Annotated in this window: 14 protein-coding genes; 6 read left to right on the top strand and 8 right to left on the bottom strand. The window is 32.1% G+C overall.

Annotated elements, in window-relative coordinates:
* Window positions 1–6: 6 nt before the first annotated feature.
* From Q0975_RS16010 to Q0975_RS15995, 4 genes are read right to left on the bottom strand one after another with little or no spacing between them, the layout of a single operon-like run.
* Window positions 7–2,406: an ABC transporter permease gene (locus Q0975_RS16010; RefSeq protein WP_299438463.1), complete on the bottom strand. Its 2,400-nt coding sequence runs from the start codon at window positions 2,404–2,406 to the stop codon at window positions 7–9.
* 41 nt (window positions 2,407–2,447) lie between these two features.
* Window positions 2,448–3,125 (bottom strand): ABC transporter ATP-binding protein, encoded by a 678-nt coding sequence (locus tag Q0975_RS16005; RefSeq protein WP_299438461.1) that lies wholly within the window; start codon window positions 3,123–3,125, stop codon window positions 2,448–2,450.
* A 28-nt stretch (window positions 3,126–3,153) separates the two neighbouring features.
* Window positions 3,154–4,404 (bottom strand): efflux RND transporter periplasmic adaptor subunit, encoded by a 1,251-nt coding sequence (locus tag Q0975_RS16000; protein ID WP_299438459.1) that lies wholly within the window; start codon window positions 4,402–4,404, stop codon window positions 3,154–3,156.
* A 38-nt stretch (window positions 4,405–4,442) separates the two neighbouring features.
* Window positions 4,443–5,681, bottom strand: a complete 1,239-nt coding sequence (locus Q0975_RS15995; RefSeq protein WP_299438457.1) for a serine hydrolase domain-containing protein — start codon at window positions 5,679–5,681, stop codon at window positions 4,443–4,445.
* 235 nt (window positions 5,682–5,916) lie between these two features.
* Here Q0975_RS15995 and Q0975_RS15990 point away from each other — a divergent pair, with 235 nt between their 5' ends.
* The 4 genes from Q0975_RS15990 to Q0975_RS15975 all read left to right on the top strand — a co-directional run bounded on the left by Q0975_RS15990 (window position 5,917) and on the right by Q0975_RS15975 (window position 12,596).
* Entirely contained in the window at window positions 5,917–7,263 is a 1,347-nt protein-coding gene (locus Q0975_RS15990) for a sigma-54 dependent transcriptional regulator (protein WP_299438456.1), read from the top strand.
* Window positions 7,253–8,596, top strand: coding sequence for a HAMP domain-containing sensor histidine kinase (locus Q0975_RS15985; RefSeq protein ID WP_299438454.1), 1,344 nt, complete (start codon window positions 7,253–7,255; stop codon window positions 8,594–8,596). The genes Q0975_RS15990 and Q0975_RS15985 overlap by 11 nt, the downstream gene beginning before the upstream one ends.
* Before the next feature lie 397 nt (window positions 8,597–8,993).
* On the top strand, window positions 8,994–9,818 hold the full coding sequence (locus Q0975_RS15980) for a GLPGLI family protein (RefSeq protein WP_299438452.1): 825 nt from the start codon (window positions 8,994–8,996) through the stop codon (window positions 9,816–9,818).
* A 39-nt stretch (window positions 9,819–9,857) separates the two neighbouring features.
* A complete protein-coding gene (locus tag Q0975_RS15975) occupies window positions 9,858–12,596 on the top strand; it encodes a carboxypeptidase regulatory-like domain-containing protein (RefSeq protein WP_299438450.1) in 2,739 nt (912 codons plus the stop codon).
* A 176-nt stretch (window positions 12,597–12,772) separates the two neighbouring features.
* Here the strand turns inward: Q0975_RS15975 and Q0975_RS15970 are convergent, their stop codons facing one another.
* Complete coding sequence (locus Q0975_RS15970) at window positions 12,773–14,788, bottom strand: sensor histidine kinase (protein WP_299438449.1); 2,016 nt, start codon at window positions 14,786–14,788, stop codon at window positions 12,773–12,775.
* Between the two features lie 144 nt (window positions 14,789–14,932).
* On the opposite strand from Q0975_RS15970, the gene Q0975_RS15965 reads away from it, so the two are divergent.
* Complete coding sequence (locus Q0975_RS15965) at window positions 14,933–15,793, top strand: hypothetical protein (protein ID WP_299438447.1); 861 nt, start codon at window positions 14,933–14,935, stop codon at window positions 15,791–15,793.
* Window positions 15,794–15,807: 14 nt separating this feature from the next.
* Window positions 15,808–18,045 (top strand): NAD(P)-binding protein, encoded by a 2,238-nt coding sequence (locus tag Q0975_RS15960; RefSeq protein WP_299438445.1) that lies wholly within the window; start codon window positions 15,808–15,810, stop codon window positions 18,043–18,045.
* 269 nt (window positions 18,046–18,314) lie between these two features.
* Here the strand turns inward: Q0975_RS15960 and Q0975_RS15955 are convergent, their stop codons facing one another.
* The 3 genes from Q0975_RS15955 to Q0975_RS15945 form a co-directional block, all read right to left on the bottom strand.
* Window positions 18,315–19,982 (bottom strand): helix-turn-helix transcriptional regulator, encoded by a 1,668-nt coding sequence (locus Q0975_RS15955; protein ID WP_299438443.1) that lies wholly within the window; start codon window positions 19,980–19,982, stop codon window positions 18,315–18,317.
* Between the two features lie 313 nt (window positions 19,983–20,295).
* Window positions 20,296–21,501 (bottom strand): IPT/TIG domain-containing protein, encoded by a 1,206-nt coding sequence (locus Q0975_RS15950; RefSeq protein WP_299438441.1) that lies wholly within the window; start codon window positions 21,499–21,501, stop codon window positions 20,296–20,298.
* A gap of 523 nt (window positions 21,502–22,024) precedes the next feature.
* On the bottom strand, window positions 22,025–24,712 hold the full coding sequence (locus tag Q0975_RS15945; RefSeq protein WP_299438439.1) for a T9SS type A sorting domain-containing protein: 2,688 nt from the start codon (window positions 24,710–24,712) through the stop codon (window positions 22,025–22,027).
* Window positions 24,713–24,739: the final 27 nt, after the last annotated feature.

Below are 24,739 nucleotides of genomic sequence, written 5' to 3'. Positions count from 1 at the left end.
ATTGATTTATTCTGTTCGTAAAGAATCTACAGGATTAGCTGTTACCGATTTTATAGCCTGTACACTTATCGTAATAATAGTTATGATAAGTGCTCCAGAACCTGCGATTAAAAATATGTTCCACGAAATATCAGTTCTATAAGAAAATTTCTGTAACCATTGACTCATAAAATAATAAGCAATAGGACCCGCTATAAAGAGTGCAATAATTACTAGTTTAATGAAATCTTTAGACAATAACATCCATAAATTAGCTAAAGAAGCTCCAAGGATTTTTCGTACGCCTATTTCCTTAGTTCGTTGTTCTGCAACAAAAGAAGCAAGTCCAAATAAGCCTAAAAGACTTATAAATATGGCTAGCATGGTAAACACTTTTGCTAAACTAGCAATACGTTCTTCTGCTTTAAATTTTTTGGCATATTCCTGATCTACAAATTGATAATCAAATGGAAGGTTCGGAAAATTCTTTTTAAACGTTTTTTCTACCAATACCAAATTACTGCTCACACTTTTTGCGGGGTGTAATCGCAGATTATAAAAACTTGCATTTTGATTTTTATCAAATACATACATCGCTTGTTTTACAGGACTATAAGGCGACTGAACGATCATATCTTTGATTATTCCAACAATTTTAAGTGGATCATCAGGATCTTCGGTGTCAGAATCTCTAATATATTTACCAATTGGATCCTTCAATCCCATATATTTTACGGCAGTTTCATTAAGAATTACGGCATTAGAATCAGAAGCAAATTCTCTGGAAAAACCTCTACCTGCAATTAGTTCGATATCTAATGTTTTAGTAAATTCATAGGATACTGATGTATACGCCAAATCTTCTTGAAAACCCTCAGGTTTTCCTTCCCAGGTATATCCACTTCTGTTGGACCAAACATTTGTGGTAGGACTGCTGGTGGTAGCCATTTCTATTGCTGCGCCAGAAGCTATGAATTGGTTACGCATAAGATCAGCTTTACCAGTAAATTCATCACTCATTACCGGGATTTGTATCAATCCTTCTTTATTATATCCTACAGGTCTGTCTTTACTATGTTGTATTTGATTCATAACTACAATTGTGCCTATAATAAGAGCAATAGAGACTGTAAACTGCGTAACTACTAATATTTTTCTGGGAACTGCAGCGAAACGACCTGCTTTAAAAGTTCCTTTTAAAACCGAAACAGGATTAAAAGAAGATAAGTACAATGCAGGGTAGCTACCTGCCAAAAACGCAGTGAGAATAATAAAGACTAAAGAAATACCCCAAAACTGAAGACTTAACCATGGAAAAACAATTTCTTTGCTAGCTAAATTATTGAAGGCGTTTAAGAATAATAAAACGATTATGAGTGCCAAAACAAAAGAGAAAACAACAACCAGAAAAGATTCACTTAAAAACTGAAAAACAAGTTGTCCTCTTTTGGAGCCAATAGATTTTCTTATACCAACTTCTGTAGCGCGTTTTTCCGAACGAGCAGTACTTAAATTCACAAAATTGATACAGGCAAGTAATAATACGAACAAGCCAATAATACCAAATAACCAGACATTTTCAATACGCCCACCTGTTTGAACGCCGTTTTCGAAATTAGAACGCAAGTGCCAGTCTTTCATAGGTAATAAAAACAGCTGAGGATTAAATTCTGCAGTTTCTTCATTGGCTTTTTTCTTGGCATCTTTTATTTTGGAGGTAACAACATCCATAGTGGTATTGTCATTGATCTGTACAAAAAGCTGAAACGAATTGTTCCCCCAAGACTCTGCAGCTCTTGTTAGCCATTCTTGTGTAGTTATATAATGTTTCCAAGGGATGATATAATTAGTGTCTTCAAAAGCGTTGTTAACCGGTATATCTTCATATACAGCAGTTACTAATAAATCGTCTGTATTATTTACTTTTATAATCTTACCTAACGGATTTTCTTTAGCGAATAGTGTTTCTGCAGTGGATTTAGAAAGCATGATTGAATTCTTTTCTTTTAATCCATATTTTTCACCTTGAATAATTTTTAGGTTTAATACATCTGGAGCAGGCTCTTGCATAAAATTACCATCTCTATAAATGCTTTTTTCACCATATCTTAAATATCTGGGTTGCGTCCAGGAAGACATCATGATATACTTAAAATTATCATTGTAGTTTTCGCGCAATTCGAACTCCAGAGGCCTTGGAATTGCAGGTCCCGTACCAATTTTGCCATTAAATGTCTGACTTTGGAAAACTTGTGCAATTGTTGCTTTGTTTTCAAAGTAATTATTATAACTCAATTCGTCTGCGATCCATAATCCTATCATTATAGTTACTGCCATACCTAGAGCAAGACCAAAAATATTGATAAAAGAGTATATTCTATTTTTAAGAAGGTTTCTAAATGCTATTTTGATGTAATTCCTAAACATAATTATTGATTTGCTGATTCGATTTTGATTGATGAATGACCTTATACCAGTACGTTTTCTGTAACTTTTTGTCCGTCTAGCATTCGTATGATTCTATGACTATATTTAGCATCGTGTTCACTATGTGTTACCATTATAATAGTAGTTCCTGCTTCATTTAATTCAATTAACAAATCCATTACTTCATTACCATTAGTACTATCTAGGTTTCCTGTTGGCTCATCAGCAAGAATAAGTTTAGGATTATTAACTACTGCTCTGGCAACCGCGACACGTTGTTGTTGTCCACCTGATAATTGCTGTGGAAAGTGGTTTCGTCTATGCATGATTTGCATTTTTTCTAAAACTTCTTCTACACGTTTTTTACGTTCTGCAGGCTTAACTCCAGTGTAGATCAATGGTAATTCTACATTTTCAAAAACGGTAAGCTCATCAATTAAATTAAAACTCTGAAAAACAAACCCTACGTTGTGTTTACGGAGATCTGAACGTTTACGCTCATTATATCCAGCTACCTCTTCACCATTAAACTTGAAACTTCCTCCATCTGAATCATCTAATAATCCTAGAATGTTTAGTAAAGTAGATTTACCACATCCTGAAGGTCCCATAATTGCGACAAATTCACCTTCTTTTACATTAAAAGAAAGTTTATTTAATGCTATAGTTTGTACTTCTTCGGTTCTGTAAAACTTTTCTAAGTCCGTTATTTGTATCATTTCACTCGTTTTTTTAGTTGATTTCTTTTTATTTTAATATTAATTCTTCAGTATCTCCAAAACTATCATAGCTTGATGTTACTACTTGATCACCAGGAAGTAAACCTTCAATAATTTCGTAATATTCTGTGTTTTGACTACCTAGACGAATAGCAACTTTGTAGGCAGAATTCCCGTTTTCACTTACTTTAAACACCCAATTACCACCTGTCTTTTGGAAAAAACCACCTTTTGGAATTAAAAGAGCTTGTTTTTCTGCACTTAATGCTACTCGAATTTGAAGATTTTGTCCTCTTCGAATTCCTTCAGGAACGTCGCCTTCAAATTGCATATCTACCTGAAAACGTCCATTGGTAACTTGGGTAAATACCTTTTTGATAATTAAGGTATAAGGTTTATTGTTAAAAGTGAAGGTTCCTTTTTGTCCGTTATAAATTCTAGAAATATAATGTTCATCTATATCTACACGAACTTTAAATCCACTTAATACATCAATTTGTCCCAATCGTTCTCCTTTGTTTTTTGATTGCCCTATTTCTGCATCAAGAGATGTTAATTGACCATCTACAGGAGCGCGTACGACAAGATCACCTACTTTTTTACGCATCAATTCTAATGCGCTTTGTGTTCTTGCATAGGAACTTTGAGCTTGACTAACTTCTTGCTTAGTAGCAGAAGAATCCTGACTCAATACTTGTTTAGCAAGTTGCATACGCTGTTTCTGATAGTTATAATCATTTTCAGAAGATTCATATTCTTGGCGACCAACTGCTCCTTTATCGTATAATTTTTTATTTAATTGATATAGACGTTTAGCTTCAATAAGGCTGTTTTCTACATCTGTAAATTGATTACGTCTGTTAATGGTATTTTGACGTGCAGCGTTTTGAGAAATCTGCATTTGCGTTAATAAATTGTATACTGATGTTTCTTGATTGATGAGACTAAGTTCCAGATCTGTATTAGATAACCTGAGAATAGGTTCTCCTTTTTTCATAATGGCACCATCTTCCACAAACTTTTCTTCAACTCTTCCTCCTTCTAATGCATCTAAATAAATAGTAGTAATAGGTAAGACAATTCCATTTACAGGAATGTTTTCCTGAAACACATCCTTTTTTATAGTATTAATGGAGATGCGTTCTTTTTCTACGTTTAATTTAGAACCTCCAGAAGCCTGTATGAATACAAAAATGATAAGAGCCAAGATCAGTAAGCCACCAACTAGCATAGCTATTCTTGATTTTGAAAATTGTTTCTTTTGAATTGGTACGTCCATTAGTATTTTTTTAATTATTTGTTCTGGTTTATTGGTTTTTAGTTTATTTCGTTTTCGAATTCAATTATTGATTTCCAAACATCTTTTATATAAGGAACAACTACTTCTTCTTTATAATCGATATCAGTATTGATCATTAATATCTTTCCTATTTTGGTTTCCGGATTAAAATACATCATAGCTAAGGATCCAACACAAGAACCATTATGACCAATTAATAAATCTTTAGATCCTATAAAATCATTATTATACTCTACAAAAGTTCCAACATTTATTCTCCCACTTTTGTTTATGTTTTGCTCAAAACGTTTTTCAAAGAAAGTGTTGTAACTAGATTTATTTAATAGGGTTCCTTTCCCATCATAGCCTTTCATTAGTTCTGCTAAATATTTGCTTAAATTTTCACTAGTGGTAAGTAGACTTCCACTTGGATAGGATATAGCTTCATAATCTGCAATTTTTTGATCTTTATATAAGTAGAATTTTGATCTTCTATCATTATCTACTTCTTTAAGTGTCCAAGCAGAATCATTCATGTTTAGAGGTTCGAAAATATGTTTTTTGGTAAAATCTTTAAAAGAGATTCCGGTTGCTTGCGCTATTATTAGTCCACATAAATCTGCTCCAAAATTGGTGTATTCGAAAGTTGATCCAGGTTTGTTTTTAGAAAAAGCTTCCGTGGAATACCATTTTCCTTCTTTTGAAAAACAGTTTTCAAGAAAATTAAGCATAGAAATTCTTTTGTCTGGATTCTGAAAGTGTGTAAAAGGAACTTCATCCTTTTCGATTTTTTCGTTTTTAAGAACATAACCTTTCAAATAATTTTCTTCATAATCTATTATGGAAGAAGAGTGTGTTGCTAATTGTAATATGGTTATCGGTGTATCTGGATAATTAGGGTTTACAACTTCAAAAGGTAAATACTTGTTTATCGGATCATTTAAATTAAGTTTTCCTAGTTCTTGTGCTTTAAGTAATGAGATTCCTATAAAAGTTTTGGAAATAGATCCTACATTTTGAATAGTATTTGTTTTGTATTTCTTTTTGTTTTTAGAATCTGCAAACCCAAAACCTTCATTGTATAATATGTTGTTTTGATCAATTATTGCTACAGAAAAACCTACGAGTTCTCCGTCTTTATTTGCATTTTTTAATGTAGTTGTTAAAGAATCTTTTGTCGCAGAATACTCTTTATTAGACGCGATAGAATTCTTGGTATTTTGCCCACAAAAAAATGTCGATAAACTTAAAATTAGAATTAGAATAGACTTGCTCATTTTGATTATTTTTTATCTAGTTAGTTGTTTAATCATATTTGTGCACACCATTTACATAGTCAAGATAGTGCCAAAAACACAACTACCTGAATATCAGTTGTTTACTTGTTTGTTTAAAAAGAATAGTGTTCGATTTTGATACACTTTGTGTTCGGAAACAATACAGTGTTACAATTAATAATATTTTACTTTTTCAATTTTTTCAAGCTGAGATTAATTGTGTAATATTGTAAGTATGGTTTTAAAAGAAGCAACAATATTAGTTATAGATGATGATGTAGATGTATTAACTGCACTACGTTTATTATTGAAACCACTTGTTAAAGAGGTCGTTGTAGAAAAAAATCCTAGTAATATAGGGGCTCAAATCAAAGGCAAAAATTTTGACCTTATTATTCTGGATATGAACTTTAATGGATTGGTTAATACTGGTAATGAGGGTATTTTTTGGTTAAATGAAATTAAAAAACAAAAATCGGACACTTCTGTTGTTTTGATTACAGCGTATGCAGATATTGATTTGGCAATTCGTGGATTAAAAGAAGGAGCTTCTGATTTTTTAGTAAAGCCTTGGAAAAATGAAAAAATCACACAAACCATAACTACAATACTAGAAAGCAAAAAAGCTAAACCTACCAAAGATAAAATACTACAAAGCAATAATTCTCCTATAATAGGAGAGAGCGACGCTATTAAAGATGTCTTTTTAAAACTTAAAAAAGTAGCTCCTACAGATGCTAATGTGTTAATTTTAGGGGAAAATGGTACTGGAAAAGATTTGATCGCGAAAGCCTTACATGATAATTCTAATAGAAGAAATAAACCTTTTGTAAAGGTGGATGTAGGCGCATTGACATCTAGTCTTTTTGAAAGCGAATTGTTTGGTTATAAAAAAGGAGCTTTTACTGATGCTAGAGAAGATCGACAAGGACGTTTTGAAGCAGCTAATGGAGGAACACTTTTTTTGGATGAAATCGGTAATATTAGTTTAGGGCAACAGGTTCGTTTACTTACGGTACTTCAGAATAGAATGGTTACGCCATTAGGGAGCAATGATGCTATATCTATTGATATTCGGTTGATTTGTGCTACTAATATTGATCCAAAGGCGTTAGCAGATGAAAAAAAATTCAGAAAAGATTTAATTTATAGGATTAATACTGTTGATATGATCATGCCTCCGTTACGAGAAAGAGGAACCGATATCACATTAATAGCAAAACATTTTATTTCCATTTATGCGGATAAGTATAATAAAAACTCATTTAGTCTAGACTCTGGATTTATTTCTAAACTTAAGAATCATGATTTCCCAGGAAATGTAAGAGAGTTACAATATGTATTAGAACGTGCTGTGATTATGGCAGATGGAAACGTTTTAAAACCCGAAGATTTAGTTTTTTCATCTATAGAAAGACCTACAAAGTCAGTTAGTTTGAAGAATATGAATTTAGATGATATAGAGAAAAATGCCATTCTTACGGTATTAGAAAAAAATAAAGGTAATGTATCTAAATCTGCAAAAGAGCTGGGTATTACAAGAGCTGCATTATACCGTAGATTAGATAAGTATGAATTATAACGGTTATATTTTACGGCTAGTATTGAGAATACTGTTATTGGTGGCACTGATAAACGGTTTAATATATGCTATTTATATAGAGAAATCTATCTATATATTCGTAGCATGTTTCTTGATCCTTTATGTAGGTTATAATTGCTACGCCTTTATTAAAAGAAGGTTTATAGTCATGGATGATTTTTTTGAAGCCGTTAAATACCGGGATTTCTCAAGATGGTTTCCAGAGGATCGTGGACCAAAAGACATCAGAAAATTATATACAGGCTTTAATGAGGTAAATAGGACTATAAAGGATATTAATTCTAAAAATGAGGCGCAGTATGTCTATCTCCAAAAAATATTGGAAATGGTAGACATAGGTATTATTGCTTTTAATTTAGAAAATGGAGATGTACTTTGGAGTAATGATTCGTTTAGAGAAACCCTGGATTTTCCGTCTTTTAAGAATATACGTTTCGTAGAAAAAAGAGCTCCAGAAATATATAATGTGATTTTTGATTCTTATCATAGAGAACCAGATTCTATTAGTATTGCAGTACAAAATGAAAAAATAAAAGTGTTGATATCGGATACTGTTTTTCAGGTTGAAGAAGATGCCTTTAAACTGATAGTGCTTCAGAATATTGATAATACATTAAATAAAAATGAATCTGAAGCTTGGAAAAAATTGTTAAGTGTAATGACCCACGAGATAATGAATTCTATAGCGCCAATATCTTCTTTGGCGGAAACCCTTCAGAGTCATTTACAATTGGCTATAGATAATCCTAAGGAAACGTCATTGGATCTGGAAGATGTTCACGCAGGAGTTAAGACCATTAAGAATAGGAGTGAAGGATTATTAAAATTTGCTAAAACCTATCGTAGTCTGAGTAAGGTAACACATCTTAACTTAGAGAAAAGACGAGTAGCCGATTTATTTGAGGTAATTAAGTTATTAATGCAACCATCTTTAGATGTCAAAAATATTACCATAAATTTCGAGCTCAAAACACCTAAATTAGAACTTGACATTGATAATCATTTGATTGAGCAAGTACTCATAAATCTTATTCTAAATGCAGTAGATGCTTGTAAAAATGAACGAGAACCATTGATAAGAGTTATCGCAGAACAGACTCCAAATAGGACAATTGTTATTAAAGTATATGACAATGGTACAGGTATTCCTCCAGAAATAATGGAAAATATTTTTATTCCATTTTTCACTAGTAAAACCACTGGTAGTGGTATTGGCTTAAGCTTGTGTAAACAAATCATGTTACTACATAAGGGCAAGATTATAGTGAATAGTAAAGAAGGAGAGGGTACTGTATTTAGTTTAGTTTTTTAGCACATAAAGAAGCGTATAGCTCTGTTTAATCATAAAAGAATTATAGGTATTTACTTAATCTTTTAATAGATGTACTATGGGTTTACCTTGATAGCATTTTTGCATCCTCATTCTTCCATGATTTTTGGTTTTAAATTGTTTTGCAATACAAGATGTATTAAGTTCTTTTCTGCACAGGGAGTTAGAGTATAGCGTATTTTATTATTCAATAATTTTAACAAAATTATCAAATACAATTACTCACCACTATGAAATCGTGAGCAAGAGTTATGCATTTCTTTCGAATTTCATTTTTTAAGACATTCTTTATGAATCTGATACATATCGTTAATGTTTTAATAAAGCTTCTTATAAATGTTTAACAATTCTATATATTCGTTAAACAAAATAACTAACAATGAAAACTTCAACAAACAATTACCTTGTATACCTTTTTGTATTTTTCTTTTCAGTAGGTCTTTTTGCACAAGATTTTCAGGGTAAAGCCTATTATTATTCTAAATCAACAATGGAGTTAGGTAGTTGGGGAGCTAGATTGAGCGAAGCTCAGAAAAAAGATGTAGCCGCACGTTTAAAGAATAGGTTGGAGAAAAAATATGTGCTAACATTCGATAAAGTGTCATCGACATTTAAGGAGGATGAAAAACTTGATGTAGATGTACTCTCAGGTGCAACAGATACTTGGGGTAAAAATTTTTCTCCAGGTGAGCAATACAAAAATGTAAAGACCAGTGAATTTGTTCAGAAACAAGAATTCTATGGGAAGAATTTTTTAGTCAAAGATACGTTACAACCTATCAAATGGAAAATGGCAGCAGATACCAAACAAATTGGCGGTTACACCTGTTATAAAGCAACAGCTATGATACCAACAGCGGATCTTACCTGGTACGATTTTTCTTGGAGTGAATTAAGAGCAGCAAATAATCCTGATAAACCTGATGAAGTACCAATGACGGAAGTTACTGCTTGGTATACCCTAAAGGTTCCTGTACGTTTAGGTCCATCAGAGTTTTGGGGACTTCCAGGATTGATTTTAGAGACCAATGTAAATAATACCACCATGTTATGTTTCAAAATTGTAATGAATCCTGACGATAAAGCAAAAATTGAGGCTCCTAGTAAAGGAAAAGAAGTTACTAAAAAGGAATACAAAGAAATTATTACCGGTAAAATGCAAGAAATGCGTAACAACCGAGGTAGACGAAGACCAGGAAGCTAACACTTTGAATTCTAAAGATTCATACATTATTTAAAATTCATGAGAACTCTTTTTGTGTTAATACTGCTGTGTGTGGTAAATAGTACTTTTGCTCAGATTAAATTGCAGGGTATGGTGAAGGATAGTCTGGGGAATCCGTTAGAATTAGCAAACGTTATTGCGATTAATCAGGAAACTAAAATTTTACAGGCATATGGAACTACAGATTCCAAAGGAAATTATGCACTGAATTTAAGCAAGAATACCGAGTTTAAACTTACAGTTAGTTACATCGGTATGAAAGATTATGAGGAAGTTATTTCTATAGGAGAGATAGATATTACAAAAAATATAGTTCTCAGATTTGGAAACACTCTAGATGAAGTTCAGATAACTTATGAAATGCCTGTAACTGTCAAAGGTGATACCTTAATTTACAATGCAGACTCCTTTAATACAGGTACCGAACGAAAATTAGAAGATGTATTGCAGAACCTTCCAGGAGTAGAAATTAATGAGGAAGGGCAAGTAGAAGTAGAAGGAAAAGTAGTCAATAAATTGATGGTAAACGGAAAAGATTTTTTTGATGGTGATACTAAAATTGCTACTAAAAATATTCCATCGAAAGCTGTGGATAAGATACAAGTTCTTAGAAATTATTCAGAAGTAGGACAGTTACGTGGAGTGACTAATAATCAAGACAATGTAGCTCTTAATATTAAACTTAAAGAAGGAAAGGAGAGTTTTTGGTTTGGAAATGTTACTGCTGGAGGTGGTGCCTCGACAGACGAAGGGTTATATCTGGTGCAGCCAAAGCTTTTTTACTACAATCCAAAATACAGTATTAACTTTATTGGAGATTTCAATAATACTGGGGAAGTAGCTTTATCCAGAAGAGACATTAGAAGTTTTGGAGGAGGTTTTAGATCACCCAGCAGGAATAGTGGAACCAGTATTAATCTTGGGAATAATGATTTAAGTTTCTTAACGAATCAAAGCAATGCAACGAAGATCGAAAATAAGCTTGGAGCAGCCAATTTTAGTTATTCGCCTAATACGTCATTGGATATAAGTGGTTTTGCCATTTTTAATGTAAGTCGTCTCTCTTCAAGGCAGTCTAACTTTAATCAATATACAGATGCCGATTTAGGGATTCCGGATGAATCGACGGAGCAGAATAATGAAGAAAAATCTGATCAAGGATTACTCAAATTAAGTGCATCGTATAAACCAAACGTTAATAACCAAATTGATTATGATGTTTTGGGGCGCATTTCTAAAGATGTACAAGATCAAAACTTCTTTTCTTCTGTTTTGGGAACTACTACTGAAGTAGAAGAAGCTACACCTTTTAGCATTAATCAAAGCTTGAAGTATTACTATACATTTAATGAGAATAGCATTTTTGCGTTAGAAGTAGAACATTTATTAAAGGATGAAGACCCTTTCTATAATGCTAGGTTACTTAATGATCCAACTAATAATGATGAGGTAGATCCGAATGATAGGGATCCTTTCGATAATACAGCAGAAGCCTTAGGTCTGGATACGACTCTGGAAAATTATAATTTAGGACAGGATAGGCGAATTAAATCGAATCAACTAGATGCTAAGCTTGACTATTTTTATATAATTAATGCAAAGAGCAACTTAAATGTGACGTTAGGTACCATATTTAGTCAACAAGACTTTGATTCCAGATTGTTTCAGTTTTTAAATACGAATGCTCAATTTGATCCTACACCAAATTTTAATGAAGGAAGAGCAACCAATGATACAGAATTGACATTTAGTGATGTGTACCTAGGATTTCATTATAGATTTAAAACCGGAAAATTCATTTTCACACCTGGATTATCAGTACACTCTTATGTAAATAAAAACAGTCAGTTTAATCAGGAATTTAATGAAAGTTTTTTTAGATTATTACCAGATTTTGAAACTCGGATACAGTTTAAAAAGAATGAAAGCCTTACGTTCCGTTATGATATGCGCAATCAATTTACTGATGTTACGAGATTAGCACAAGGATTAGTCTTGAATAATTTTAACAGTATTCAATTTGGAGAACCTGATTTACAGAACGCCTTATCTCATAACTTAAGTCTATTTTATTCTAGTTTTAATTTGTTCAATTATACTAATATTTTTGCACGATTGGCGTATTCAAAAAATATTGATCAAATACGAGGCTTGACGAATTTTGATAATGTAATTACAACCAGTACGTTTTTTAATTCTAGTTTTGCAGACGAAAATTTTTCCGCCTTTGGTCGAGTTCAACGAACCTTCGGTAAAGTAAGAGCAACGCTAAATACAAATTTTAATTACACTAAGATTAATCAGTTTATCCAGAATAGAAGATCGGTAAATGAAGGATTTACCCAGAGCTATACGCCAGGTTTACGAACGAACTTTAAAAAAGCACCTAATGTAAGTGTAAAATACAATTATAGCATAGCTACCAATACACAAGGATCTAATAAAACGACTTTTTATACGAATGCACCTTCTGTTGATTTTGATGCTTACATATGGAAATCATTAACTTTTGTCACAGATTACACATACACAAGACAAAGTAGAGAAGGTGGCGCTAGCCAATCATTTGATACTTGGAATGCATCTTTAGCATACAGAAAAGACAGAGATGCAAAATGGGAATATGAATTAAGAGCTACCAATATCTTGGATGTAAAGTCAAGAGTAAACAACAGCGCAAACAATCTCTTTGTTTCTTCTACCGAGACTTTTATTTTGCCTAGGTTTATCACATTTAGATTGCGTTATGTACTTTAGATTGTGTTATCTATATATTTTCGAAATAAGTTTAATTTTTGATACAATTTATAAGAGACTATTATAAATACAGGAATAGTAGGGTAGAAGGTTTACTTGTGAGGAGCTTTTGTTTGCTTTTTGTTGGATTATGTTTATTATTTGAGTAATCCGTACATTAACTTTGATTTTTTACATTATCCTTCTTGAGTATCAAAAGTGATAATAAATTTGGTTCCTACACCTAACTGACTTTCGCAATGAATTTCACAATTCATAGCTTCTAGGTATTTTTTTACGATTGATAACCCCAATCCTATGGATGATTCACCAGCTGTAGGTTGGGCAGTTAATCTTTGAAACCTTCCGAACAGTTTCTTCTGATCTTCTTCGCTAATACCAGGTCCATTATCTTCGACCACAACATAGGTTTTTCCATCTTGTGATTTTACGTACAATGCTATCTTACTTCCTTTTTCAGAAAACTTAATTGCATTAGAAAGCAAATTTTCTAAAACCTGTATCATATAATTTTTATCTAATACAACAAAATGATTCCCTTCTTCTGCTTCTATTACTATTTTAATATCTTTTTCTGTAGCAGTAAGGTAAAAACACTTCGATGCATATTCGACCAATTCAACTAAGTCAATAGTTTCGTTAACTAATTTAATTTGATTTATCTCTAAAGAGTGTGTGTTTAGCATACGACCAATCATCTGTGTCAGACGATCTACAGCATTGTCAATTTCGGTTAAATATGTTTTTTGATCTTCTGTTAATTCCATGGCAGGTATATCCAGCAACCATATTAACCCTTTCATCTGATGCAAAGGAGTTCTAAGATCATGGGCAACCATATCTACTAGCATATCCTTTTCCTTATTCAGATTAACCAGTTCTTCATTTTGGCTTGCTACTTCGGCGGTTCGTTCCTCGACCTTCTCTTCCAATAGTATATTTTGCTCTTGAATCAGCCTTTCATTTTCTTTGGCTGATATCAGAGCTTCTAATTGTGCATCTTCTTTTTGCTTTTTATACATATTAATCCGATCACCTAGTGCAAAGGAAAGTAGCAATACTTCTAGGGCTGAACCAATCTGCATCGCATTTAAATAGGTCATTACAAAAGTTAGGTTTAATGACTCAAGAATTGCGAAACAAATACCGATAATAAGAGCTCCCCACGCAAATAAGTAATAGATAGCAGGACGAAACCCTTTTAATTTAAATCGAATACCTAATACAAGAAAGTAGGCTGCCATAATGAGAAGACCACCTTGAGCTAACTTCAGACCTTCTATTTTATAACCTAGTACAACAAATACGCATACTAAAATACCTACAACAAGAAACATCATGGAACCTTTATGAAAGCGTGGATCAGATTTCTTGGTACCCAGAAATTTTTGGGTAAACAAAGTAGCTGTTATCATGGTCAATCCTGAACTGACCACCACTAATTGATTAAGAAAAGGTGTATTTGGCCAAAAGTATTCAAAGAAATAACCAAATACAGAGGCCATAAACCAAGTAATACTGAATACATAGGCAATGTAGTAGAGATAAATTCCCTCTCTAGTTGAAAAAAACAAAAAGAGGTTATAGAGGAAGATCAATAGCATAAAACCAAAATAGATTCCCTGAAGAAAATCTAAATCATGTTCGTATGCTACAAAATTAGGAAGTGTCCCTACTCTGAGAAGGAAAAACAAGGGTTGATCACTCTTTACTCTAAGGTAAAAAGTTCGTGTAATATCCTCATCAAAATCAAGAGCAAATAAGTAATTCCCTACTTCAATTTCTCTAGTGCTAAAAGGTAGGTCATCTCCTGTATGCCTAGTAGAGATTAGTTGGTTTTCCTCATCAAATTCGTAGAGAGATATGGAATCAATATACGCTGAACCGACATTTAGGTAGAAATTATCAGAAAGGGTTTTATTAATTTTGAATTTTAACCAGTAAGCGGAAGCAGTACTAGAAAAATTTATCGTTTCCTGAGAATATTCTTTAAACTGAGTTTCTAGGTTGTTGTTTATAATTTCTTCTATGGATAGTGTAAGAGAAGCATCCTCTAGAAAATAGGTTTGATTGCCAATATCAAGCAGTTCAGTTGTATTATTAAGAAGAATCGTTGTCTGAGAAAATGAATTCAGAGGAGACAATAATATTATCCATAAGAGCCCTAAATAGTATTTAAAATAAGTTGCCATTCTTAATGTTTAATATTTTGAAAATTCACCGTTGCATAATAAGTAAATTTATGAAATATACAGGTAGTATTCCCTAAAAATATTTATTGCATATCACATTTTAACTCGTAAATTTAGGAACTATATACAAAATTAAACAGCCACATGAACCAACTTAATATACTTGAGGAGAAAGCGAAGGAAATTGTATTTCGCGTTTCTGATCACCCTCAAGACCGCTATAAATTGCGTTATGAATTCTACCAAAAATATGGAGATCCTTTTATTAAGGGAAACGAGGGACTAGGAAATTCTGAGTTAGCATTTATTGAATGGGAAATAAAAAGAGGGACTCTAAATCCTATGAATGATACAAAACCTGGTAGTGCATGGTGGAGAGAAGTCAATAGTCATTTTCTTTATGTAGCAACACTGGCCCAATTAATCAAAGAATCTGGAGAGTTGTTTCAAGGTTTACCTGTTCCTGTAAATTTTTGGCTAGATTATATTAATAAACCGAATGAACTTACCTGGTATCGCGCGCATAACTCAAGTATAATTTCAGGATATGATGTTGCAGATTCTCTAGCGTTTAAGGAAAATATTTATGAGCAATATTTCATGAATATAGTACTTTATCGATTGCTCTATGCTCAGTCTATGGTCGAAGGGGTAAGTTTTGGCATATTAGGAAAAATATTTGCCAATCCACGAGGGAGTGCCGTTTCTATTATAACAGATATAGAAGCTTTTTATCCAAGTCATTACCCATTGTCAAAAGAGGATATTAAGTATGTTACTCATCATGCACATAATTTAATGGGGTTGATTGAAGACATTTTTGATAAGATTCTCATCTTATCACATTTAGATAAATTATATGCAGAAGCAGCAAAGTGGAACAATTCTCCAGAAGTGACTAAATTCATTAAGAACAATAAGCCTATCTATCCGATTAGTCAGAGTGAGTTCAGTTCAGAACACTTCAATGAAAAATTAACAACTAATAAAATTCCAATTTCTTAAAAACTAATAAACCAATGCAAAACAAAGAAAATAACAAAAAGAAAATAGCAATACTCGGTAGTGGAATGTCATCCCTTACAACAGCTTATGAGCTGAGTTCTTATGAAAACTGGCAAGATCACTATGATATAACCATTTACCAAATGGGTTGGAGATTAGGTGGTAAAACAGCTACAGGTAGAGGACCAAATGAAAGAATTCAGGAGCATGGTATTCACATTGCACAAGGATGGTATGAAAATGCTTTTCGTTTGATACAAGACTCTTATAAAGAATGTGAAGAGCATAATTTAATGCCGAATAGTCCTTTTAAATCATGGGAAGATGGCTTTGATCGAGAAGATACTACATTACTTACTCATTTTGATCCTAAAACAAATCAATGGATAAAGAAGAATATTATTTTTCCTTCTAATGAATATATTCCCGGTCAAGGAGGACCATTGCCATTTTCAGCCATTGTTCACAAAGTAGTGGGATTGGTTGTTGAAATTTTATTCGGGACAGATCCAAACAAGGATAATCTAATGAATATGGCTTCTGAATCTGCCAAGGAAATTAAAGCACCCGAACATCATTCACTTTGGGGAGATTTTAAGATGAAATTCGAAGACTTTGGGAAGAATATCGCTAAGCACGAAGGAGAAAAGCTGCTAAACTATGTATCCGAACTCATTGCGAATATGAGTAAGATGGAAGATGAAGATCATGTGCATCGGAAAAATCATCACTCCATGATTAAGGAGTTACTCGATTTGCTTTCTAAATGGGCAACCAAGCTTATTGATTCCATAGCAGACCATAGCGAATATTTCTATTGGTTAGCTGTGTTTGTAGAATTTGGACTTGTTAATATGAAAGGAACATTAGAAGATGTTTATAACCCCGATACTCATGAACTAGACTATGACCGTATCAATGATTTGGACTACCGAGAATGGCTCCAAAAACATGGAGCAAGTGAACGGTTATTAAGCTCTGCAATGGTTAGATTTTTGTATACTGGGACATTTCATAATATAACGGGGCCTGATCAGCAAGGTAGCCTAGCGGCTGGAGTCGGACTTCATTTTTTAACAAACTCAGCAGGTTATAAAGGATCTTTTGTTTGGAAATTCAAAGCTGGTACAGCGGATACTATGATCACACCAATTTATTTAACATTAAAAAATAGAGGTGTAAAATTTAAGTTCTTCCATAAAGTAGAACAGGTACACTATTCGGATTCTGGAGAAATAGAAAAAGTATCTATGGCAGAACAGGTTACCTTAAAAAATGGTACATATAACCCTACGTACCCTTTCAAAGGTTTAGATGTATGGCCTGGAGAACCGCTGTATGATCAAATAGATGATCAACAAGCCAAGGCGCTTAAGGAAGGTAAATATGATTTGGAAGAAGCTTGGTGTGGCTGGGAGAATGTGGGACATATGTCTTTAGAAAAAGGAAAAGATTTTGATTATGTAGTTTTAGGAATCCCGATTGATGTTTTGGGAGGTAAAGAAGGAATTTGTAAAGAGATTATAGCTAATAATACGGCCTGGAATAACATGTATACTCACGTTAAAAGTATTCCTACAATGTCCATGCAATTATGGATTAAGCCTACATTAAAAGAGTTAGGGATGAATTTACCGGATTGGGGTTTCCCAGAAGGATCATTACCCAACTTGGTAACCTATGCTGATCCTCAGTACTCATTTATTGATATGTCTCAGGTGATGCCCTATGAAGATTGGAAAGAAGATGAACCAGGTGTATTAATATATTATACGGGATCATTTCTGGACCCTGAAGTGATACCTCCATATTCGGATCAGAACTATCCTCACGAGCAATTGGAACGTATTATGCGTGTTTCTGAACAATGGTTGAAAGATAAAATGGGATGGTTTTTTCCGAATGCTACAACGCTAGAGTATCCAGAAGGAATGAAATTGAGTGTAATCCATGACTTCTCAAAAACTGCCAAGACGGATTATGCCAGATTAAAAACACAGTTTTTTAGAGCTAATGTAAATCCCACGGATAGATACACCTTATCACTTCCTGGTTCTAATAAATATCGTCTTAAAGCTAGCGAGTCAGGTTTTGATAACCTTATTATTACTGGAGATTGGATCAATTTTGGAGTCAATGTAGGGTATTATGAAGGAGCTATAGTTGCAGGTCTTCAAGCAGGTCAGGTGATGAGAGATAAACTTGGATTGCCATCAGAAACAGAGATTTTTAGTGGGGTAAAGTTGAAATAATAAAAGGTTTTACTTTTAGAAATATAGATTAAATAGGAGGCTGTCCGAAAAGTACAATATTTACAATACTGTCACATTGAGCGGAGTCGAAATGTACTGAAAACCAAGGATAGTTATTTCTCGACTCCGCTCAAAATGACAGAGACATCTACTTTTTAGATAGCCTCCTATTTAGATTATAAGTATGGATATATGTAAATGAAAATAGTTTTTTTAGATCTTGAAAAACACATACAACTACTAAACAGTAAGATGATACAATTCAGAGGTTATTTATTACGATCAGGATATTTTTTATTTAAAAAAGATGAAGGACTTTCTCCAACATAATTTTTAAATATTCTTGTAAACGAAGAGGCATTAACATAACCAATAGATTCAGCTAAAGCTTCTATAGAGTATTTTCTCATTATAGGGTTTTCATCCAGTTTTTTAAGCAACACATTTATACGTAGCTCTACAAGGTATTGCTTAAAAGTTTTTTGTTTGTGTTTATTTATTATTTTGGATAGATACGCAGTATTAGTATTTAACTGGTTAGCAACCATTCCTAAACTAAAATCTTCCTCTAAGAATAATTCGGAATTCTCAATTTTGGATAGCTCATCCAAAATACGTTTTGTCGTTTCATCATCAATGGTATAACTTGGATTCTTTTTGGGCGTTCCTAGTTCTGCAATACGTTTTTTATAAAGTCTACGCTTTTTGCTACTCCAAATTAGAAGCAGCCCTAGTAAAACTAAACATCCGAATAAAATAAAAGCTATTACTTTTTTATTAGAGGCGTTATTTTTGAGATCATCAATTATTTTTTGTTTTTCTAAAAGTAAGTTTGGTGTAGTATATTTTTTCGTGCTATTTTTTACTAGGTAGGCAAAATCTTTATCTATTATTTTATCAGCATTCAAAAGTTTATCTATATAAAACAATTGGTTTTTAGTATCCTTTTGCTCTTCATAATACTTAATTAGTAATTCATAATTTTCTCTTATCGCAGGGAAGAAATAATTTTCTTTAGAAGAAATTGAATCTACTTTTTTAAGGTTGTTAATAGCAAGATCATAGTCTTTTTGTTTTAGATAAATCTTACCAAGATACAAGTGTTTTAGGGTGCGAGTACCTACATTTGCTATTCTTTTTTGTAGAAGTTGATCAAGTTTTAGAATACTATCAAGGCTAGGTTTGTAATTTTCTTTTTGATAACTTGAAATAGCAGATGATAACAGTAATTTACCATACATAAGGCTATCTTTAGTTTTTAAACTTAAGGGGAATATTTTTTTATATATAACTTCGGTGGAGTCAGAGATATTTAATTGATTAAGATTATGCACATATGCCCAATTAGCAATAATGTATCCTCTGATATTATCATCACACTCAAGACAGTTGTTTTCATAATATGATATAATATCTTTTAAAATATCAATGCTAGATTCATAATCACCAACATTTGTTTTTAGTCTGGATAATATATATTTGATCTCATATTCTTGTTCTATGTTACCACTAATATTTGCATATTTATTAGCATTTTCTAATTCATCAAAAGCCTTTTTATGGTTTCCGGCAATAGCAATAAGAGTTGCTTTTAATAAGTATGATTGTGCTGGCTGAGAGAAATCTATTTTATGTTTAGTAATTGCAATGGCAGAATCCGCGTATACAAAAGCAGTATCCTTGTAAAACACATTTGCTAGTAAAAAATAACCACGTCCTATGTTAGCGGTATCTTTTATTTTTTTTGCTTTTTCTAAAAAAGATTTTCCATAAAATTGAGCTTTTTTAATGTCTTTCTGCCTGTAAGTATTATACTTTTCTTCAATAAGGTCAAAACTATCTTCTGCAATTTCTTGTGAATTTTCTTGAGTGTTTTGAGAAAAAGAGAATTGAAACTTTAGAATAAATAATAAAAGAAAAACAGAAAATTTTCTCATTAGGTATTTTGTGAAATGCAACGGGCTTAATTTTTTTAATTGAATATAGTTTTTTTATTATTAACACATGGATATTCTATTATGTTATTTTACGTTTTTCGAATAAAACAGGAATTTATTTCATTTGATGTTATATAATTAAAATTTTAGGTAAGTAACAAACATCGTAAAGCCTTTTGAATAATAATTGTTTGATGTAGTAATGTATACAAATAGATAGTTTTATTCCACAAAAAAAAACCTAAACTACAGCAGTAATTTAGGTTTTTTATGGTCTTCCTTTTTGTTTTCGAATATATCAAAAATGAATGTTTTATTGAGAAACAGCGCTTACTGGACCACTAAAAAGGTCAGTGCCATCACCAAAAACCTGTGATGGATCTATAATTTCATAGATTCTATTAGTTGTAGTTAAATTTACCCTTACATAATTTGGATCTGCATTATTTTCGAACATTATATATTCATTGTTCTGAGAATGATATATCGCACCTGCAATTGTTCCACTAAGTAATCCATCCGTAACATAAGTGATCCCTCCAGTTTCAACATCTAGTTTGGCTAATAAATTAGCAGATTCGTGATATATATACACATTTCCATTATCATCAATAACTGGGGAACTAAATACATCAGAACCATCACCCGCAATCACAGATGGGTCTATAACTTCATAGATTCTATTACCTGTTGTTAAATTTATTCTTGCATAATTTGGATCCGTATTGTTTTCGAAAATGATATATTCATTATTCTGAGGATGATATATTGCACCTGCAATTGTTCCGCTAAGAATTCCATCAGTAACATAGGTAATTCCTCCAGTTTCGATATCTAGTTTAGCCAATGAACTAGCAGATTCATGATATATATAAACATTTCCATTATCATCAACAATTGGAGCACTAAAAACATCAGAACCGTCTCCAGCAATTACTGACGGGTCTATGACTTCGTAAGTGATATCTCCTGTTGTTAGATTCACCCTTGCGAAGTTTGGATCTGTATTATTTCTGAAAACGATATATTCATTATTCTGGGGATGATAGACAGCACCTGCTGATGTTCCGTTGGGCACTAAATCTCCTCCAACATAAGTAATACCTCCTGTTTCTATATTTAATTTGGCCAAAGCTCCGACAGATTCCTGGTAGATGTATACTTCTTCAGAAGCGTTGTTGTTATTTTCGACAACTAAATTACCAATAACCTGAGTGGTGTTATTAAATTTCAAGGTGACATCACCTGATTCTGCATTTTGCGGGACTTCGACTTTAAGGAAGTTCGTATTGATTTCATTAATAGTGCCAGCAACGTTTCCTGTAAAAGTTACTTCATAGGTTTCATTGGTTGAAAAACCATTACCATTTATAGTCAGAACTTCTCCTATATTTATAGATTGTTCAGCAAAAGTTAAGTTAGTAGGAAAAGTCATCATTTCTTCTTGCACTGTATCATCGTCACCAGAACAAGAAATCAAGAATGTAGATAAAATAAATAAGGTTAAGATTTTTTTCATAAGTTTTAAACTTGGGAGTTATTATTAATTTGAATAGTAATTATCAAAGTTATATTATAGAATTGACAATAGTGATCAAAATAAGAAAATCTATTTTGCATTTTATAAAATAAACAGATAAAACACCGATAAAATGTGTTTTTTTTCAGTTTAAGTGTTTGTTTTTTACCTTCATGAACCATTGTTTAATAAAAAATCACACCTAGTATAATAGCCTTTATATACTATTTTTGTATACATATCTAAGTAATGTTTCATGAAAGTATAGGTATCGATATACCTTTAAAAATATATCTAAGTTACTTCGTTTATGTTGTAGATATAGATAATGAAAGTGTTATGGATGTGTTTTCAACTTTCAGCTTAGATAATAATACAGCACTGATAAGAATACTTCTGTGTACTCCAGAGAGCTCAATTCAGTAGAAGAAATATGAGTTTGTACAAAATGATTAAAAATGATAAATCTTTCAAGTTTTGAATCTTGAAAGATTTATCGTTTTTTTTTAACTCAGAAAGGCAATTAGTTTTTTATAAACCGTTTAGAATAAGTCCCATTTTCATCTTTAAGTACCATAAAATATATTCCTGTACTTAATTCATTAATATCGATATCGATTATTTCATTAGCGCTATTAACTACTTGTGCTTTTATTTGTTTACCGGCAAAGTCATAAATAGAAATTTCGCAGTTAGTTACATTACTTTTTGTGATTGTTATAATGTTTTGACCTATAGGCATGGGATTAGGATATAATCCAAAACTAGTATCGTTTATAGAATAATCATTCGTACTTAAGATACTTTCATGATAAGCAGATATACTAAAAGCACCAGTTATATTATCATTAGAAAAATCGTGTACTCTAATTAACAATTTTGTCTCCGCAGATCCTTGTAAAGTGATCTTTTGATTATCGGTACAACCAACATAATTTAAATTACTAGAATCGCCAGTATATATAGAAATAACGGGAATGATTCCAGATATATTGCTTATGAAACCTGTTTCAATATCAATCTCTTCGTTACTCGGTATCTTTGCTTCAAACCATACATCTCTATCAACTGTAGAATTTCCGCAAGTTTGAGGCGCAGAAACTCCTGAAGCTGTGTAGGATATCATGGAAATAAATTTCTGTTGAGCTTCGAAATTCCCTCCAGTAATTAAATTAATTGGATTACTAGGTATATCTCCTAAAGGCCCTGTTATACTTGTGTAAGCAGATAGTTGATAACTACCAGCGGTATTACCATTATCAATACTTCTTATATACAATGTTTTTCCTGGATCATCTTGTATAGTTACTTTAGAAAAATTACCTTTTCCTGAATTAGAATTACAGACTATAGATGTAAGTGAAGTACAACTACCTTCGTACACTATGATATTAGTGTCATCAACAATATCAGAATTGGACCTGGTCTCTAAAAATATATGACCGGTATTAGGAATTGTAACACTATACCATATATCATTAGCTGTAGTAAAAGAGCTGCAAGAATTCTCTAAAGAAGGTGCTGCATTATTATTAGAAGCGATAATTGCGCTTTCTTCAAAACTACTACCAACATTTAAACTGATTGCTGAATCACAATTATTGTTCGATGGAGGATCTGGTGTAGTATCAGTAGTACCCTCAAAAGTAAATAAACCCGGATAATTGCCAGTTCCATTACTGGAAACTATTAAAGAATTATTGAATACAATATTTTTGTTTGAGCCATCCAGACCCATTTCGAAAATAGAAGTCGATTCTATAAGATATATTTTATCATCATAAATCGATAATTCTCTGTAAAAAATATTTGAATCAAATTCTATATATTCTTCACTATTTGTTGCGAAATTATATTTAAAAACTCCATCATAAATTCCATAAAAATCAACATTATAAAAAAACAAGTCATAACTGAAAACATCTATACTGGTAAAATCGGTAATTGCTGAAGAATCATTTGTTGTTGATTGATCGATGTGTTTAATGTTAAAAACAGTAGTACTTCTTTGATCTATTTCTTGCCAATACAAATTTCCTCTAGCCAGGAAAAAATCAGTTATAGTAACCTGATCTGGTATTCTATAAATAGTATAGATTCTTCTACCATCTAATGGATATCTGAAAATTACATCATCCTGAATAAAAAAGACCGTATTGTTATTTTCATTGTATGCGAAATATTCTATGCTTCCACGCGAATCACTTCTATCTAATAAAATTCTTTCGAAATTTCCTTCAAAATCATACACTTTTATGTGTTTCTCACCTGAAACTAAAATATTAGAATCTGTAAAATCCAAATTGGAATTAAAATTAATAGCGCCTGATGCAATTACTATACCTCCATTCCTAATTTCATTATTTTTATCACTTTTTAAGGTGTAATAGTAAACGGTACCATTAACTGAATGAATTTTTGGGAAATTAACAATGCCTTGCGACTGTGACTGCGTTTCAATAGTAGATATGGAAGAAGAGCTGACATTAAATCTATTCAATGTAATTGGGTTTGTACTTGCGGATTTAAAAGTAAAATGTAGGTAATCCGTATTCCCCAATGTCGAAGCACTCATTTCTCGAAAATAATTTCTATTATATAAAAATGATTGTATATCCTGAGTTTGAGAACCAAATAAATTAGACTTTTTTAGTAGTACGCTAACATCTCCATCACTAGGTGCCCAATAAATATTGGTATCACTAATCGCAAAATCATGTACCAAAGGAATTACCACATTTAAGTTAGAACCATCTAAATCTAAACTAAGTAAATTATTAGAAAATTCATTCTGGAAGTAGATCTTTTGGTTTTGACGATTAAATTCAATTTTTCTAAAGGAATCCGAATCAGGTAATTGATAAATAGTTTCTATTACTTGATTCGTTAGATTGTAGCTAGAAATTATATTATCTCTAGAGAAATAGATTAAATCATCGTGTATAAATAATTCATTCCCACCAATATTATCCGTTATTAATTCAACCTTATCATTGTCTAAATAAAATACACCTCCATTATTAATCCAATATAATGTATTGCCATAATATTCGAAGTCACTTATACCACTAATTTGATTCAAGATGGTCTTTATATCTTCGCCGTCAGAATTTCCTTCTCTAAGACCAGTTTTTGAGCCATACAGGAATTTAGTCTGTGATATCGCTATTTGAAAAAATAATAATGTAAGTACCAGTAATTTTCTTTTCATAATTCTTATAAGATTTGGGATTATTAT

Origin of the sequence: uncultured Aquimarina sp. (assembly GCF_947500065.1) — a bacterium.
Classification (GTDB): domain Bacteria; phylum Bacteroidota; class Bacteroidia; order Flavobacteriales; family Flavobacteriaceae; genus Aquimarina.
The sequence above is the reverse complement of the archived record's forward strand: the minus strand, read 5'-3'. Positions and strand labels throughout refer to the sequence as shown.

Coding starts and splice junctions, on each gene's coding strand:
- Q0975_RS16010 (WP_299438463.1), bottom strand. CDS start 2,406: ATGTTTAGGAATTACATCAAAATAGCATTTAGAAACCTTCTTAAAAAT.
- Q0975_RS16005 (WP_299438461.1), bottom strand. CDS start 3,125: ATGATACAAATAACGGACTTAGAAAAGTTTTACAGAACCGAAGAAGTA.
- Q0975_RS16000 (WP_299438459.1), bottom strand. CDS start 4,404: ATGGACGTACCAATTCAAAAGAAACAATTTTCAAAATCAAGAATAGCT.
- Q0975_RS15995 (WP_299438457.1), bottom strand. CDS start 5,681: ATGAGCAAGTCTATTCTAATTCTAATTTTAAGTTTATCGACATTTTTT.
- Q0975_RS15990 (WP_299438456.1), top strand. CDS start 5,917: ATGGTTTTAAAAGAAGCAACAATATTAGTTATAGATGATGATGTAGAT.
- Q0975_RS15985 (WP_299438454.1), top strand. CDS start 7,253: ATGAATTATAACGGTTATATTTTACGGCTAGTATTGAGAATACTGTTA.
- Q0975_RS15980 (WP_299438452.1), top strand. CDS start 8,994: ATGAAAACTTCAACAAACAATTACCTTGTATACCTTTTTGTATTTTTC.
- Q0975_RS15975 (WP_299438450.1), top strand. CDS start 9,858: ATGAGAACTCTTTTTGTGTTAATACTGCTGTGTGTGGTAAATAGTACT.
- Q0975_RS15970 (WP_299438449.1), bottom strand. CDS start 14,788: ATGGCAACTTATTTTAAATACTATTTAGGGCTCTTATGGATAATATTA.
- Q0975_RS15965 (WP_299438447.1), top strand. CDS start 14,933: ATGAACCAACTTAATATACTTGAGGAGAAAGCGAAGGAAATTGTATTT.
- Q0975_RS15960 (WP_299438445.1), top strand. CDS start 15,808: ATGCAAAACAAAGAAAATAACAAAAAGAAAATAGCAATACTCGGTAGT.
- Q0975_RS15955 (WP_299438443.1), bottom strand. CDS start 19,982: ATGAGAAAATTTTCTGTTTTTCTTTTATTATTTATTCTAAAGTTTCAA.
- Q0975_RS15950 (WP_299438441.1), bottom strand. CDS start 21,501: ATGAAAAAAATCTTAACCTTATTTATTTTATCTACATTCTTGATTTCT.
- Q0975_RS15945 (WP_299438439.1), bottom strand. CDS start 24,712: ATGAAAAGAAAATTACTGGTACTTACATTATTATTTTTTCAAATAGCG.